20 protein-coding genes are annotated in these 15,111 nt (G+C 40.0%); 2 read left to right on the top strand and 18 right to left on the bottom strand.

Annotated features, from left to right (window positions below; genetic code table 11):
- Positions 1–248: 248 nt before the first annotated feature.
- The 5 genes from FYJ57_RS13875 to FYJ57_RS13855 all read right to left on the bottom strand — a co-directional run bounded on the left by FYJ57_RS13875 (position 249) and on the right by FYJ57_RS13855 (position 3,363).
- Positions 249–497, bottom strand: coding sequence for a complexin-2 (locus tag FYJ57_RS13875; protein ID WP_235904593.1), 249 nt, complete (start codon positions 495–497; stop codon positions 249–251).
- Between the two features lie 50 nt (positions 498–547).
- The gene (locus tag FYJ57_RS13870; RefSeq protein WP_154433111.1) at positions 548–1,615 is read right to left on the bottom strand and encodes an AAA family ATPase; all 1,068 of its coding nucleotides are present in this window, start codon (positions 1,613–1,615) and stop codon (positions 548–550) included.
- Between the two features lie 125 nt (positions 1,616–1,740).
- Positions 1,741–2,061 (bottom strand): plasmid mobilization protein, encoded by a 321-nt coding sequence (locus FYJ57_RS13865; protein WP_154433110.1) that lies wholly within the window; start codon positions 2,059–2,061, stop codon positions 1,741–1,743.
- Positions 2,051–3,166, bottom strand: a complete 1,116-nt coding sequence (locus FYJ57_RS13860) for a site-specific integrase (protein ID WP_154433109.1) — start codon at positions 3,164–3,166, stop codon at positions 2,051–2,053. The genes FYJ57_RS13865 and FYJ57_RS13860 overlap by 11 nt, the downstream gene beginning before the upstream one ends.
- A 2-nt stretch (positions 3,167–3,168) precedes the next feature.
- On the bottom strand, positions 3,169–3,363 hold the full coding sequence (locus FYJ57_RS13855) for a hypothetical protein (protein WP_005611072.1): 195 nt from the start codon (positions 3,361–3,363) through the stop codon (positions 3,169–3,171).
- Between the two features lie 181 nt (positions 3,364–3,544).
- Here FYJ57_RS13855 and FYJ57_RS13850 point away from each other — a divergent pair, with 181 nt between their 5' ends.
- Positions 3,545–3,994, top strand: coding sequence for a helix-turn-helix domain-containing protein (locus FYJ57_RS13850; RefSeq protein WP_154433108.1), 450 nt, complete (start codon positions 3,545–3,547; stop codon positions 3,992–3,994).
- A gap of 378 nt (positions 3,995–4,372) precedes the next feature.
- On the opposite strand, the gene FYJ57_RS13845 is transcribed toward FYJ57_RS13850, so the two are convergent.
- The 8 genes from FYJ57_RS13845 to FYJ57_RS13810 form a co-directional block, all read right to left on the bottom strand.
- On the bottom strand, positions 4,373–4,552 hold the full coding sequence (locus FYJ57_RS13845; RefSeq protein ID WP_028086473.1) for a hypothetical protein: 180 nt from the start codon (positions 4,550–4,552) through the stop codon (positions 4,373–4,375).
- A gap of 114 nt (positions 4,553–4,666) precedes the next feature.
- Complete coding sequence (locus FYJ57_RS13840; RefSeq protein ID WP_028086472.1) at positions 4,667–6,121, bottom strand: AlbA family DNA-binding domain-containing protein; 1,455 nt, start codon at positions 6,119–6,121, stop codon at positions 4,667–4,669.
- Between the two features lie 139 nt (positions 6,122–6,260).
- Positions 6,261–6,647, bottom strand: a complete 387-nt coding sequence (locus FYJ57_RS13835) for a helix-turn-helix domain-containing protein (protein ID WP_044924454.1) — start codon at positions 6,645–6,647, stop codon at positions 6,261–6,263.
- Positions 6,648–6,836: 189 nt separating this feature from the next.
- Positions 6,837–7,610 (bottom strand): NifB/NifX family molybdenum-iron cluster-binding protein, encoded by a 774-nt coding sequence (locus tag FYJ57_RS13830; RefSeq protein WP_028086471.1) that lies wholly within the window; start codon positions 7,608–7,610, stop codon positions 6,837–6,839.
- A 98-nt stretch (positions 7,611–7,708) separates the two neighbouring features.
- A complete protein-coding gene (locus tag FYJ57_RS13825) occupies positions 7,709–8,293 on the bottom strand; it encodes a 4Fe-4S binding protein (protein ID WP_028086470.1) in 585 nt (194 codons plus the stop codon).
- A complete protein-coding gene (locus FYJ57_RS13820; RefSeq protein WP_028086469.1) occupies positions 8,290–8,490 on the bottom strand; it encodes a 4Fe-4S binding protein in 201 nt (66 codons plus the stop codon). Before FYJ57_RS13820 ends, FYJ57_RS13825 begins: the two co-directional genes overlap by 4 nt.
- Positions 8,491–8,609: 119 nt before the next feature.
- The gene (locus FYJ57_RS13815; RefSeq protein ID WP_235904592.1) at positions 8,610–8,936 is read right to left on the bottom strand and encodes a hypothetical protein; all 327 of its coding nucleotides are present in this window, start codon (positions 8,934–8,936) and stop codon (positions 8,610–8,612) included.
- A gap of 85 nt (positions 8,937–9,021) precedes the next feature.
- On the bottom strand, positions 9,022–9,942 hold the full coding sequence (locus FYJ57_RS13810) for a response regulator (protein WP_028086467.1): 921 nt from the start codon (positions 9,940–9,942) through the stop codon (positions 9,022–9,024).
- A 110-nt stretch (positions 9,943–10,052) separates the two neighbouring features.
- Between FYJ57_RS13810 and FYJ57_RS13805 the strand changes: the two genes are divergently transcribed.
- Positions 10,053–10,736 carry a Crp/Fnr family transcriptional regulator gene (locus tag FYJ57_RS13805; RefSeq protein ID WP_044924472.1) on the top strand — a complete coding sequence of 228 codons (684 nt, stop codon included), beginning with the start codon at positions 10,053–10,055 and terminating at the stop codon, positions 10,734–10,736.
- Positions 10,737–10,854: 118 nt separating this feature from the next.
- Here the strand turns inward: FYJ57_RS13805 and FYJ57_RS13800 are convergent, their stop codons facing one another.
- The 5 genes from FYJ57_RS13800 to FYJ57_RS13780 form a co-directional block, all read right to left on the bottom strand.
- The gene (locus FYJ57_RS13800) at positions 10,855–12,546 is read right to left on the bottom strand and encodes an FAD-dependent oxidoreductase (RefSeq protein ID WP_028086466.1); all 1,692 of its coding nucleotides are present in this window, start codon (positions 12,544–12,546) and stop codon (positions 10,855–10,857) included.
- 1 nt (position 12,547) lies between these two features.
- The gene (locus tag FYJ57_RS13795; protein WP_028086465.1) at positions 12,548–12,868 is read right to left on the bottom strand and encodes a rhodanese-like domain-containing protein; all 321 of its coding nucleotides are present in this window, start codon (positions 12,866–12,868) and stop codon (positions 12,548–12,550) included.
- A 12-nt stretch (positions 12,869–12,880) separates the two neighbouring features.
- On the bottom strand, positions 12,881–13,186 hold the full coding sequence (gene trxA / locus FYJ57_RS13790) for a thioredoxin (protein WP_028086464.1): 306 nt from the start codon (positions 13,184–13,186) through the stop codon (positions 12,881–12,883).
- Positions 13,187–13,291: 105 nt separating this feature from the next.
- On the bottom strand, positions 13,292–13,852 hold the full coding sequence (locus FYJ57_RS13785; RefSeq protein ID WP_028086463.1) for a sigma factor-like helix-turn-helix DNA-binding protein: 561 nt from the start codon (positions 13,850–13,852) through the stop codon (positions 13,292–13,294).
- Positions 13,853–14,183: 331 nt separating this feature from the next.
- Positions 14,184–14,729, bottom strand: a complete 546-nt coding sequence (locus FYJ57_RS13780; protein ID WP_026650125.1) for a hypothetical protein — start codon at positions 14,727–14,729, stop codon at positions 14,184–14,186.
- Between the last annotated feature and the right edge of the window lie 382 nt (positions 14,730–15,111).

The raw sequence follows: 15,111 nt of genomic DNA, 5'->3' as shown, positions 1-15,111 counted from the left end.
ATTTTGATGTATTTGTCAAGTGATTTTTATGTTTTGAAACATAGAAAAACAATGTTATGAATTGTGCATTATTACCATTACTTTAGGATACCTACTATTTTATTCCAATTTTAGCTAACTGGCATTACTGAAACAGGGCTCCCTTTCCGCAATGCCAAAAACTTACGTCCTCACATCTGCTACTTTTCCTTGTCTGCCAACGATACAGGAGCGTGCCACGCCCCTGTCCTATTGCAGTCAGGAAAGAACTACCAACGAAATTCTTCCGGTATTCCACGCCTTTCCAGATATTCCTGCCGGGCTTTTTCTCGTTCCTCCTCCGTCGGGGCAGTTTTGGATCTCGTATATAATTCCCGTTCCACCATAGCATTCATTTTCTGCTCCAATCCGTTTTTCACTTCTTCCGTGCAGCTATCATCGTCAAGCAGATGATACCGAAGCAGTTTCATAAAAATTCCTGTGGAATCTGTACATTCTTCATTTCTTGCTCCTTTCAAGGTGGCAAGATGCCCTGTTCTTAAGAAATGGTCATCTTGCCATCTTCTTTTTATTCTGACAACATCCAGAACCATTGATTTCCACGTTTTACAGAATCAATCTCCAGTTCCAGTTTTGCATTTCGCAGCGTCTTCTTTTTAATCCCACGCCTTTCAGCTTCTTCTTCAATCTTTTTCTGAGCCATACCACCGTTAGCCAATATCTCCAGCAAGAACTCTTTCGCTTTCCGGCTTTTTTGCCCTCTGCTGTCACCACTGAGCAGGTCATCTGCGCTGATGTCATATTCCCCTATCCATTCAAAACCCGTCTCCTTATCCAGACGGAATGCTATGGACTTCCCTTCTGGTGCAAGGGAACTTTTCACATGGCATACCACACGGATTTCCGGTTCATCCTTAATTCTTCCAACAATCAGCACGCTTCTGGCTGCAGCCTGAAAATCAATAGAACCTAAGCCACGATAGGAAGACTTTCCATTGCTGTTTTTGTTCATATGACCGATCAAAATGATTGCACAGTGATATTTCTCTGCAAGCACCGCTACACGTTTCATTAACGGGCGGATTTCATTTGCCCGGTGCATATCCACCTCTGCACCAAGGAAGCCTTGTATTGGGTCTAATACCACCAGACGGGTTTTTGTCTGTACAATAGCTTCCTCCAGCCGGATATCCAGCATAGTAAGTGGCTGCTCCCGGTCATCAATGACCATCACTCTGGAGCAGTCAGCACCAGCCGCCAGAAGCCTCGGCTTAATCGTATCGCCCAGCCCATCCTCTGCAGTCTGATAAATGACATTCACAGGCTCTATTGGACTTTCCGACAATTTCACATCAGAATCAGCAGCTATTTCTGCTCTAGTCTTTTCCTCGGTTGCCTGTTCCTGATTCGGCAAAATCTTTTCTCCCTTGGTCAATTTTGCAATGATCTGAAGCACCATAGTGGTCTTGCCCTCACCGGGATCTCCCTGAATAATCGTTACTTTTCCAAAAGGGATAAACGGGTAAAACAGCCATTCAATCTGCTCTACTTCCACCGTTTCCATGTTAATCAGTTTCAGACCCAGCTCCATTCTTTTTATTTCTGTTTTCTTTATCTCTACTTTGTTCGTTTCCATCGTTCCTCCTTATTTTCCCGTTGAAAGGAAGCGGAGATTTTGATAGAATACCCATAGAAAGTTTTTGGGTGAGTATTCTACCAAATCCCTGCCTTTAGGTGTTTGCCGACACTTAAAGGCTTTTTCTATTCTTCCTTCATGCCATTCATCGTGATTGTGATTAGCCGGATCACTTCCAGTAAATCCTCCGGCACATTATCACCCTTTTTCAAACGTTTCAGTTCATTCAAAACCTTTGCCAATTCATTCTTCAACGCCTTATACACTCTCGGATTTCCTATCACTACAACCTCTTTTTCCTGTAATCTTCGGATAATATAATCCTGTTTGGTCAGACCGGATAATCTGACTGCCGTTTCCAGAAGTTCATCTTCTTCCGGTGATACCCGAAACGCTACCGTTTTATTTCTCCACCGTCCCTGTTTATCCAGACATTTAGCTGACATACTCAACTCCTCCTTCCCTATCATTTGATTCTTCATTCATATTTTCTGCATCCAACTGGTCGGCCATATCCTGCTGTACAGACGGAAACAGATGCGCATACCGGTAAGTAATTTTTTCCGCTGAATGACCAACCCTTTTCCCGATTGCCAGTGCAGTGTAACCCATGTTTATCAGCAAAGAGACATGGCTGTGCCGAAGATCATGCACACGAATTTTTTTCACTCCACTTGCTTTGCATCCTCTTTCCATTTCATGATTCAAATAATACTTTGTTACCGGGAAAATACGGTCATCGGGCTGCAAGCTGTAATACAACTTCAGACAATCCTGCATTTCGTCACATAGAAACTTCGGCATGGTCACAGTACGGATACTGTTTTTTGTCTTTGGCGTGCTGATCACATCTTCTCCTTTTAAGCGCTGATAAGATTTGTTAATCCGCAGCGTTCTCTTCTGGAAATTGAAGTCAGCAGGAGTTAAAGCCAAAAGCTCCCCGGATCTGATTCCGCACCAGTAAAGCAACTGGAACGCATAATAAGAAAGCGGTTTATCCATCATTTCTTCCGAGAATTGCTTATATTCTGTCTTTGTCCAGAAGAGCATTTCCTTATTTTCCTCTGAGCCGATTGTGCCTGCCTTCCTTGCCGGATTCGTACTCAGATCATAAAATTTGATTGCATGATTGAAAATTGTACTCAACTGTCCATGAATCGTTTTCAGATAAGTAGGTGATAAGGGTTTTCCCCTCCGGCTTGTCAATTTGCGAAGTTCGTTATGCCAGTCCAGAACATCCTTTGCAGTGATTTCTGACACCTTTCTTTTTCCCAGATACGGTAAAATCTTGGACTTGATAATATTTTCCTTTGTAAGCCAGGTACTCTTTTTCAGCCTTGGTCTCACATCTTCCTCATATAATTTGCAGAAGCTCTCCAGTTCCATATCCATACTGGCTTTCTTCTGGAGGATGAACTGCTGCTCCCACTGTGCAGCTTCCCTTTTTGTCGCAAATCCTCTTTTGCATTTCTGCTTACGTTCACCGGTCCAGTCCTGATACCTTGCCATGACGTACCAAGTGTTATTGCTTTCATTCTTGTAAATTGCCATTCCTAATTCCTCCCATCGTTCGATCTTGTTCCATAAAACTGCTCGTAAAAATACTTCCGGTCAACTTTTCCTGCGATTGTCTGACATCCCATCGCCTGTAATTCCCTGTTCAGTCTCTTCATCAGCTTATAAGCGTAGGATTCCGATACCTCCAGAACTTCCATGACCTCTTTTACATTCATAAACATTTTACTCATTGTAAAATCCCTCCTTTGTTTGCACTATACATTTCTGTATAGTCTGCATAATACTATACTTTTTTGTATTGGTCAAGTGTTTTGAAACAAAAATTCTATACTTTTTTGTATGGTTTCTTCTTGTCTGCACTATACATATATGCTATACTCAATTTATCAATAGACAGACAGGAGAATGAATATGGCAATAGGAGAAAGAATTCACCATTTCCGACTTCTGCGTGGATTCACACAGAAATATTTAGGTCAGCAGCTGGGATTCGGCGAATCGCAGGCTGATGTCCGCATTGCACAGTACGAAAAAGGCGCACGCAGCCCAAAGGAAAACTATCTGAATGCACTGGCTGACATTTTCGATGTATCTCCCCATGCACTAGCAGTCCCGGATATCGACAGTTATGTAGGACTGATGCACACCTTATTTACATTAGAAGATCTTTACGGACTTCATATCGGAGAGATTGACGGAGAACTCTGCCTCCGGTTAGATAAATCCAAGGGAACCACCTACCTTTCTATGTTTGATATGTTCCATGCATGGCAGGAACAGGCAGAAAAACTAAAATCCGGAGAAATTACCAAAGAAGAATATGACCAGTGGCGGTACAATTACCCCAAAACAGCAAAATAAAAACCACCTCAGGACTTGCCACAGGCAACTCCTTACGGATGCATGGCAAACGAAAAAAGGCCTTACCAAATTGATTTCACTCAATTCAGTAAGACCTTTTTTGTTGGTTTCACACATATTACCTGATAACCACAGGATACCTGATAAATAATACCAAAATATCCGGTGTTATCATTTTGTTATCAAATAGAACCTTGATGCTCCTCAAACGCCCTGTTTATGCGGGTTCTCAGATTTTTTTCATTACTCGAACTCCTTTGCGGACTGCATTTCATGACACGCAAAGGCTGTTATTAGAGGCTTATAGTTCGAACATATGTTCTGATTCTGTGCTTTTCGCACCGCTTATGAAGAAATAAACTCCAAAATAACTCCATTTTACTCTTTATTATTTTGTTGTTCTTCTCTTGCGTACAGGAGATCCAATGCCTGACATACAACACCACTCATGCTCTGATAGTGTCTTTCTGCATACTCAACAAGTCTCTGTTTTTGCTCTGGAGTCACCCGTACTCGTATGTTTTCTTCTTTGCCATCTTTTGGTGTTTTTCTAGCCAAACATATCACTTCCCTTCCACAAGTACAGTTTACTACTAATTACTACAAAATGTCAATCTATTTTTGTTATTTATCTATATATTCTCTTGGACTAATCTTAGACTAATTTACTTCTCACTCCTGTAGATCTTTATCAACAATCTCCCAGTAACCATTCTTTGGAGATCCATGTCTTATAAGAATACCATACTCTTTTAACTTCTTAATATTGTTCTCAATATTTCGACTGGCAACCCCGATTTTTTCAGCTAACTTAACCGCTGATAATTGATGATCTTCTGAAAGCAACTTTATAATCTTTTGCTGTGTATCGTTGAGATCTGTTCTCCACTCTGCCTCCGATGCTTCTCCGATGCTTCTCCGATGCTTCTCCGATGCTTCTCCGATGCTTTCTTTTTCATTTGTCATCGGAAATGAATTACGGAACACCTCTACCCGAAACATATTATCAAATTCCTGAAATCTCGGTCTCGGAAGTCCATACTCTTCTGCAGCATTCAGGATTCTTTTTATTCCGCTTCCCCATGCTTCTACGAGTCCCATCTGACTGAATATATTGGCAATACCTTTATTCCGGATCTTAGAATGACCATTCATGACTTCCTCATAAGTCAATCCGTTATATAATCCGCCTGGAGAAGTCACCTCCAACCTGTCATCATAAACTGCGACCTGAATACAGGATTCATCCAATAGGTTACGGTGACAATGGGCGTTAATGATCATTTCCCTGATTGCTTCCGGTGGTAGCTCATACTTCTCTTTTCGCACCAATCCATCAATCGTTGCTCCGAGTCGAATATTTCTCAATACAAAGTCTACAGCTTCTTCGATTTGTGTATAGATTGGTCCTGTAAATTCTCTCTTATCCAGAAACACTGCACGATCTGTTCCCTTGAATACCGCACATTGTGTTTTGGCGAATGAAAAATAATCTGATGTCAGCAATGCATAGGCATTCGTTGCCAGAAGCTGTCCCTCGCTCTGCTTCAAGATTTTCCAGTTTATCAGCTGCTCTTTCTTTACAGAATGCTCTGCCATTCCTGCCTTCTTCCGGAACTTTTCGATATCCTGACAAAGTTTCTCTGTTGCTTCCTCTGAAACAGGATAACCCACACAAGTAAGCTCATCCCATGAGATTCTGGCTCCTTCCATTTCCAGCTCTTTTATCTTCTCCGGAAATGCCTGCCTTGATGTACCTGCAACACGGATATAAGTACCATTATCTTTTCCCTTTGATTTCAGATAATACGGTCTGTTCTTTCCAGCTTCTACTGATACAACAATGACCGTTTTCCCGTCTACTGTCTGCGGCTCAATATCAGGAATAATCTGTGGCACACAGGAATCAGAAACTGCATTGGCAATTCCGTCCATCAGCTGAAACAACACGTCATTTTCCACACCAACAATCTGGTGTGTTTTATCATCTACTCCAACAATCAGCTTGCCGCCTTGTGTATTGGCAAAAGCTACAATCGTCTTCATGTATTTTTCACTTTTATCGGGTAAGGATACCTTGTACTCAATATTTTTCGATTCCCCGGAAAACATAGTATCTTCTACCATTCTTTCACTCCTACTCTATACTCGCACCACTGGTACGAATAATTCTATTTCCAGAGCAATCTTCTCTGGATCATTAACACTATTATACGTTCTATTCTTCTTTTCTATCAAGCAAGAAAACAAAACAGTTCATTTCTTCTTACCATTTTCTTCTGTTCTTTTTTGATGCCAGATAAAGTCTCGTCATCTCATCCATGAAAATAGTTTTGTCCTCATTGGTCATAGTTCCACTGGCAAATAAAGCAGCTACCTGTTCAAGAATCTGCCTTGCCTGTTTAGCACCAGCATATTCACTTGGCTCATCATTACCCAAGCACACGGTTTCATTATCATTCATAAGATAAGAAACCTGACACTGAAATGCATCTGCCAGTTTTTGATATAAACTACTCTGCTTCGGATATCGTCCTTCAACTTCCCAAGATCGAATTGTTCTATGAGAAACGCCCACCATATCACCCAGCTTTTGTTGAGTCATTTTTTTCTCTTTTCGCAACTTCCTAATTTTATCACCAAATGTTGTCATAAGTATACATCTTTCTCCTATGAGTTTTGTACATGCTTTATTTTTCTAACCACAATAAAAGTATATCATTATGCAAATAAAAAGAGAACCCGACATCACAAGCAAATTTGATGATGCGGGTTCCCTTCCCTCTTTATAGATCAATACCTTTTATTTTTTCATCTTATGATCCGATGGCAATCTCACTTCTTAATGACAACTGTGGCTTCCACATCCATGCTCGCCACATGTATGTCCTTCCCCGTGGTTGTGCTCGTGATGAGAACATTTCACATCCGGATTATACTCAAGTGTTTCATTGATAAAAGCTTCTACTGCTTCATCTGCGTCTCCGGAAACTCCTCCGAAAAGCTTGATGCCTGCTGCCGCTAACGCTGTCTGTGCGCCGCCTCCGATTCCGCCACAAATCAAAACATCTGCATTCAATGCATTAAGAACTCCTGCCAATGCGCCATGTCCGCTTCCATTCGTATCTACTACTTCTGAATGTACTACTTTTCCTTCCTCTACATCGTAAATCTTAAATGTCTCTGTGTGTCCAAAGTGCTGGAAAATCTGTCCATTTTCATATGTTACTGCTATTCTCATAATACCTTCTCCTTTTTCTGCTGCATATTTTTTGTAAATTTCCTGTTTGTAACATCCTCCAAAGCTGCAGTTGCCGCTCTGACCGTCACAGATTCTGAAATCCCCACCCTCGATTCTGAGTGGATATCCATCAATGAGTGCATCTGCTATTTTCTTCCTGGCAATCTCGTAAATTCGTTGAACCGTTGTTCTTGCGATCTGCATAGATGCTGCACATTGCTCCTGACTATAACCTTTCTTGTCCAAAAGACGGATTGTCTCGTACTCATCTACCGTCAGAACAATGGGTGTTTTTTTCTCCGTATCATCTGCCGGAAGAAATTCTAAAACATTGGGGAAATGGCAGACTTTTCTGCATTTTACTGGTCTCGGCATAAACTGCTCCTTTCTCGCTTTTCTTATATAATAGTCCTATAAAAGGCATATGTCAATAACGTTTTTGACATATGCCTTTTATGAATCACCTTATAGCATTACTTCTTTTCATTATTTTTTAATTTACAGATACCCTGCGTCATTGTTCCCATTGGACAAAATGTACACCAGGTTCGTGGCTTATATAACACCATTACAATCAACCCTAATAACAAAGATGTAAGCATCAAACTATAAAATCCAAAACTAAACTGTGCCACCCAATCAGCTACTGTTCCGGCAGTATATGTCCATCCCCACGGAACACGGAATGTCCAGAATAATTTGATGGCTTCACGCAAGGAGGATGCTCCGGCACCAACTAAATATGTCTGAAATACCATATTCCCAAACATTGTAAGGAAAAATATCAAAAAGCCGTATCGGAACCATTTTGAACTCATCCATCGCGGGGTTGGTTTATTTCTTGAGCATTTTAAATCTCCACCAAGCTTGCTAAAAAGCTGGCCACGTCCACACAAATGATTACAGAAAAATTTATTTCCACCGAATATTGCTATTCCTAACGGCAACAGGAAATCAATCATCCCAAACCAAGCGAACAAAACATTAAAAAAACCGAGAGCAAAATAAAGGATCGCCCATATCCATAAATAATCATACCAATGTTTCTTTTTCTTCACATCGCTGTCCTCTCTTTCATTTCAATACAACCTGCCGGACAGGACTTTGCACATTTTCCACATCCTACACACACTGTTTCTTCTACCACAGCATAACATCCATGGTAAACTTTGGCCGCTGCCAGCGGACAAGTATTTTCACATACTCCGCAGGCAACACATCTTTTTTTATCAACACTTGCCACTCTTTTTGCCAATGCTTTGTTCCCCTTTCAAATTTTGTATCTCTATTGTACCTGAAAAAGGTAAATTCTTCTGTGATATTATTACATAAGAATTTACCTTGAACGCTAATAACTAGAATGACATATTTTTATTATACATCACCTTTATATTTATATATAATGTTTAGAATCTCCTCAGTTGTTCTAATAATTACTTTTTGTTTTTCTTTCGTTGTTATAGATTTGCTTTCTTCTTCAGATAACGAAGAATAAAGGTGGATGGTATTAGCATGATGCCATATCTCATCGCAAATTTTCTCAATTTCATCAGCACTCCGAAATGCCTGGTCTGTTTGCATTTGCAAGTGTTCTCGTTGCTCTTCCAGATGATTCATCTGTTCTAGTAACTGATCCCTTTCTTTCTGCAATCGATCATGTTGTGCTTGCAGTTGATCTATTTGTATTTTAATTTCGCTCATCTTTTCTTTCTGTCTCCGCATAAGCATCATCAAATATACAACTACAACTACAAATAATAGTATTATGTACAGCATAAACTTCTCCTCACGACACATATATTTCGACGGTTTTCCGCAAATCAACTATTGATAATGGCATAGAAAGAACAGTTAGTTTTCCTGAATTCTTTTTAATTTCAACAGCATCAGGATTGCCTGTGATTAAAATTACAGGTGTTGTCCTGTCCGCACGCCATGGCTGATTCGGTTGGCTCGTCATATCTTCGGTAACAATCCAAAGATCCGGCTTATGTCTGCCTAATCTTGTTTTAGCACTTTCCGGTGTGTAAAACAGCATGATCTGATCTGAAATAAATTGCAATGTTTCTTTTAATCCTTTTGCATAACGTTCACTGCCACAGACCAGTGCAATAATAGAAGCAGCTTTCTTTTTTTGTGTTACCTGAATAAAATCCAAAACTGGTGTATTATAGAGACTAAAGTCTTTTTCCAAATGAACTTTATCATAATAACTCTTTGCTGCCTTGCACATCCTCAGACAAAACTGTTCTATGTCTATACGAATATCGTTTCCGTTCTCCTGTATGTTCATACTTTCCAACTGACAAACTGACATTCCACAGTTTAGTCCAAGATGAAAGCGTATATTATTTTCATCATTCAAAAATCCTTTATTTTGATGAAGATATTCACATCGAAGCTGCCAACAGCGTTCTCCGCAAATATATGGCTTTTCATCGGATTGAGATAGTTTAAAGTAGTCCCCTGCATATTCATCAAACCAGCGAATATACTGGGTTCCCACATCACGGGTCGGATTCTTTTGCCGATCCAGCATAACCCGGCCATCTCGATAATGTTTAACAATTTCCGGGAAAGCAATACCTCCGCAAATATCTGGCAAAGTCAATGCCAATGCCAGTGCAGACTGCCATCGTCTATCTACAATATTCAGTTCTACTTCTTCAATTCGGTCCAAAAATGTAAAACTGACATCTCCCTGCATTATTTATCCCTCCCTCATATTCACAACAGTCATGTACTATAGTCAGTATATTTTTATTTATGGCATATGTCAATTATATAATTGACGCATCTAAAAAAAGTAAGTATACTATGTTCGTAAAGGAGATAACTGTTATGAGCTTCGAAAATTATTTTCCACTATGGAATGACTTAAATACAGCACAGAAAAAAGTAATTTCAGACAATTTGATTACACGGGATGTAAAAAAAGGAACGATCATTCACAACGGAAACCTGGATTGTACTGGATTATTACTGGTTAAATCCGGGCAGCTTCGAACTTACATACTTTCAGATGAAGGACGAGAAATTACACTTTACCGCCTGTTCGATATGGATATGTGTCTTTTATCCGCCTCATGTATCATGCAGTCCATTCAATTTGAAGTAACCATTGAAGCAGAAAAAGATACTGATCTTTGGATCATCCCTGCTGAAATCTATAAGGACATCATGAAGGAATCGGCTCCCGTCGCAAACTATACCAATGAATTAATGGCTAGCCGTTTTTCTGATGTCATGTGGCTGATTGAACAGATCATGTGGAAGAGTTTGGATAAGCGTGTTGCTTCATTTCTTTTAGAAGAGACCTCTATCGAAGGAACAAATGAACTGAAAATCACTCACGAAACTATCGCAAACCATCTTGGTTCCCACAGGGAAGTGATCACTCGAATGCTTCGATACTTTCAGGGCGATGGTCTCGTCAAACTCTCACGCGGCAAAATCACCATCCTTGATTCGAAAAGACTGGAAACACTACAAAGATCATAAAACTGTTTTTCTATGACATCTAAAGAATCCTCCATTTATCAGAATTGTGAAAGTCATTCTAATAAATGGGGGATCTTTTTACGCTACAAGTAAATTATAAAATTATTGTGATTATTTTTTAATAATCCATACCACATGCATATGCCCTTTCAATCAGCGCACGGTCATTAACCACTGCATCATAGAAGCGGAATCCACCGGAGAAGTTGTATGTTTCATAACCGTTTCCTTCCAGAATACGGCTGGCAATGTAGCTGCGCAGACCACTTTGGCATATCAAGTAAACAGGCTTTCCCTTCTCAATTTCATTGATACGTTCCCTTAGTTCATCTACAGGAATATTTCTGAATCCATCCATATGCCCCCTATTAAACTCACCTACAGTTCTCACATCCAGCAATACAACACTTTTATCTTTAGAAATCTTATCCATATCTTCCAGATGCCATTGTTTTAAGGTACCTTTTGCTATATTGTCTATCATGAATCCTGCCATATTTACAGGATCCTTGGCAGAGGAATACGGCGGTGCATATGCAAGATCCAGATCTTTCAGCTGGGTTGCCTTCAGCCCTGCATGAATTGCTGTTGCCAGCACATCAATACGTTTATCAACTCCTTCATATCCAATAATCTGAGCACCAAGCAAACGATAAGTCTCTTTTTCAAAAACCACCTTCATGGTCATCACTTTTCCACCAGGATAGTAACCGGCATGACTCATAGGAGAAAGAATTACTGTATCTACATCTAATCCTGACTTTTTGGCATTGGTTTCATTGATACCTGTAGTGGCTGCTGTCATATCAAATACTTTGATAACGGAGCTTCCCTGACTGCCCAGGTAACGGCTGTCACCACCACAAATATTATCAGCGATGATCCTGCCCTGCTTGTTGGCTGGTCCGGCCAAAGAGATCAGCGCATCATCACCCGTAACATAATGTTTTACCTGAACTGCATCACCTGCTGCATAAATATCCGGTACAGAAGTTTCCATTCTGTCATTCACTACGATACTTCCCTTGATGCCAAGTTCCAGACCAGCTTCTTTTGCTAATGCTGTGTCTGGTGTAACTCCGATTGCCAGCACCACCATATCAGCCTGAAGGGATGGATTATCTTTTAATAGAACCTCTACTCCATTGTCCTTTTCTTTAAATCCTTCTACTGTATAGCCCAGTACCAGTTTTATCCCATGCTTTCTCATTTCATTATGGATCATGGATGCCATATCCGGGTCAAATGGGTTCATCAGCTGCTTAGGCCGCTGGACAATTGTAACATCCATGCCAAGCTCCCTCAAATTTTCTGCCAGTTCCAGACCAATAAAACCGCCACCTGCCAATACAGCCGATTTTGGATGATTCTTATTTATATATTCCTTTATCCGAAAAGTGTCTTCTACAGTACGAAGTGTAAAAAGTTTATCCATACCTACTCCGGGAAGTCTCGGCTGTGTTGGCTTTGCACCTGGAGAGAGGATCAGCTTATTATAGTTTTCTTCAAATATCTCACCATTCTCTAAATTTTTCACTGAAACCGTTTTTCGTTCCGGATGTATGGAGATAACTTCATGATGAATTTTCATGTTAATACGGAATCGTTTAAAAAAACTCTCTGGTGTCTGTAGTGTAAGTTCTTCTGGGTCTGTGATCACGTCTCCGATATAATATGGAAGCCCACAATTCGCATAGGATATGTATCCGGATCTTTCAAACACAGTAATTTCTGCATGTTCATCCAATCTTCGTATTCTTGCTGCAGCTGTAGCTCCTCCGGCTACACCGCCTACGATTATTACCTTCATCTTATTTTTCCACCTTTCCTGAATAAGCAGCAATGCCACCAATATTATTTACTTTAGAATATCCCATTCGTTGCAACATCCCAGTTGCTTGACGACTTCGGGCTCCGGAATAACAGTATACAAACAGCGGTATTTCTGTATTCTTCACTACCGAAACAACATTGTTAAGTTGTTGCAATGGCACATTTTTACTTTCTGGTATATGCCCTTCCTGATATTCCTGCGGCGTACGAACATCCAGCAGAACTGCACCAGCAGTCTTTTTATATTCCTCTATCCCTTGATTAATATTCGCCTGTTTTAAAAAATCAAAAAATCCCATTAACGCACCTCCTTAAAGCATCTCTAAGATTGCCTTCTTAGGTCTTGCCCCTGAAACTTTTGTTACAATCTTCCCATTCTTCATAACCACCAAAGTTGGAATACTCATAATACCAAATTTACTTGCCAGTTCTGGCTGCTCATCCACATTGATCTTTCCAACTTTGATATCAGGGCGTTCACTTGCTATCTCCTCTATGATAGGAGCCACCATACGACAAGGAGCACACCAAGGAGCCCAAAAGTCTAAAAGAACGGTTTTCTCGGAATCCATTATTTCATTCTGAAAATTATTTTTATTGATATTAATAGCAGACATTTTACAGTCCTCCTTGTTTTTTCTTTTGTGGCTTTATTATAATCTGAAATTCATTTGTTTTCTGTGATATCATCACATTATTATCATGATTAATTTTTAACTAATTTATTTTTTCATCTTATGATCTGATGGCAGTCTCACTTCTCCGGTCCTTTTCTTCATAATCGAGTTCTGTGTCTCCATCTGTGTTGGAATATAATCGCTTTCCTGCAGAAATGCACCTGCCGCCTCAGCATATGATTCATATCCAGCTGCTTTCATCCTCTTCAACATTTTTGCCAAAGCACTGTTCTTGTCTCTACTCACCTGACGTGTGCTGATGCCCAGTTCCTCTGCTGTTTCTTTAACCTGTTTTCCCATGATAAAATAATCGCTCACGATTTTCTTTTCTTTCTCTGTCAGATTGCTGAAGAGTTCTTTAAAGAAGATCTCAGTTGTAATATCCGATGCAATGTCACGTCCACTATCTGCGATAAAGTCTGTCGCACAACCGTTTTCTGATTCTAATCCACAAAATAATACTGTATTATTTCTCTGATGCTGCTGATCAAACATATAATGTTCCTTATTATAAAAAATATTAAGAACTTCCAGCTCTTCTGCTGTAATATTAGCGTATTTCACCTTCTGATATCTGTCGTAAAATGTGTATTTTCTTTCTTCCATGATTGTTTCTCCGATTTGTCGTTTTTGTTGATTTGATTTGTGACAAATCGAAAATCATGGATATCTGGCATAATGCCTGCATCTTCCCTGCATCTTGATATGCTCTTCCTTTCCGGCATCTACCTGTTAAAAAGGAAGCTTTTTCAAATCTGCAACCTGTTTTTGGGTATAAAAAAAGGCCATGCCCTTCCGGGCACAGCCTGACGCCTTAAAATTTGAGAAAAGAAAAACCTCCGCAAACATTACGTCTGCGAAGGTCTATTTCTCTCAGCATATCAATTCTAACATGCACGTATTTTCATTGTAATACCATTCACATGCCAGTTTACTGTCAGTTCACTGCCACTTTACTTCCACTTTTCTTCCAGTTTATTTCCTCCATCTTATTCTGTATCTTTTCCGGACGTGTAAATGCCCAGAGCATTGTTGCATACAAACGGATTGCTTTCTTACGGTTTCGATAATAAGTAGTGCTTGGCATATCATCCAGCATCAGCATCACATCTTCATTGGTATTTCCTGCTTCAAAATATCTATATTTCAAAAGCCGATAATACAGCTGTCCATTTTTTGGATAATCCCTCAAAGCTATCAGGGAATCTCTCATGATTTCCAGCAAACAGAGATTCATATCATTATTCAGAAGCTTTTCCTGGATTCTGCGTTTCTCTGCAGTCGCATCGAAATCTACCAGATCATATAACATTTCCTTCAGATGCTTCCCTTCCTCTGCATACATTTCATAATCTATATCCACAAGGTTCTTCTCAATACGGAACATTACTTTAGTATACTGACTCAGCAATAATTCCGTATTCTTATAAGCATCCTCTGCCACTTCTTCCATATTGATAAACATATCCTGTATTCTCTGCATAATTGTCCTCCTTCCCGACCGCTTCCGCAGCCAGACCAATCATTGTATTGTTTGTTCCATTCACAGTCTGTCACTGTCCTAACATCTCTTCATGCAGATTCCGCAGAAATATCCGCTGTGGGATAGCTTCTATTTCTGGCTGATCGGCAACTGTATGATCTATTGAAAGCAATCGGTTCTCACGGGAAAGGATGTATCCCCGACTGCTGATGTTCTCATCGAATATCTATCTCTCCAAAGGGGGCCCTGATTCAGTAATGCCAGTTAGCTAAAATTGGAATAAAATAGTAGGTATCCTAAAGTAATGGTAATAATGCACAATTCATAACATTGTTTTTCTATGTTTCAAAACATAAAAATCACTTGACAAATACATCAAAAT

Source organism: Oliverpabstia intestinalis (genome assembly GCF_009696065.1).
GTDB lineage: Bacteria > Bacillota > Clostridia > Lachnospirales > Lachnospiraceae > Oliverpabstia > Oliverpabstia intestinalis.
This window is presented reverse-complemented; position numbering and strand designations above follow the sequence as displayed.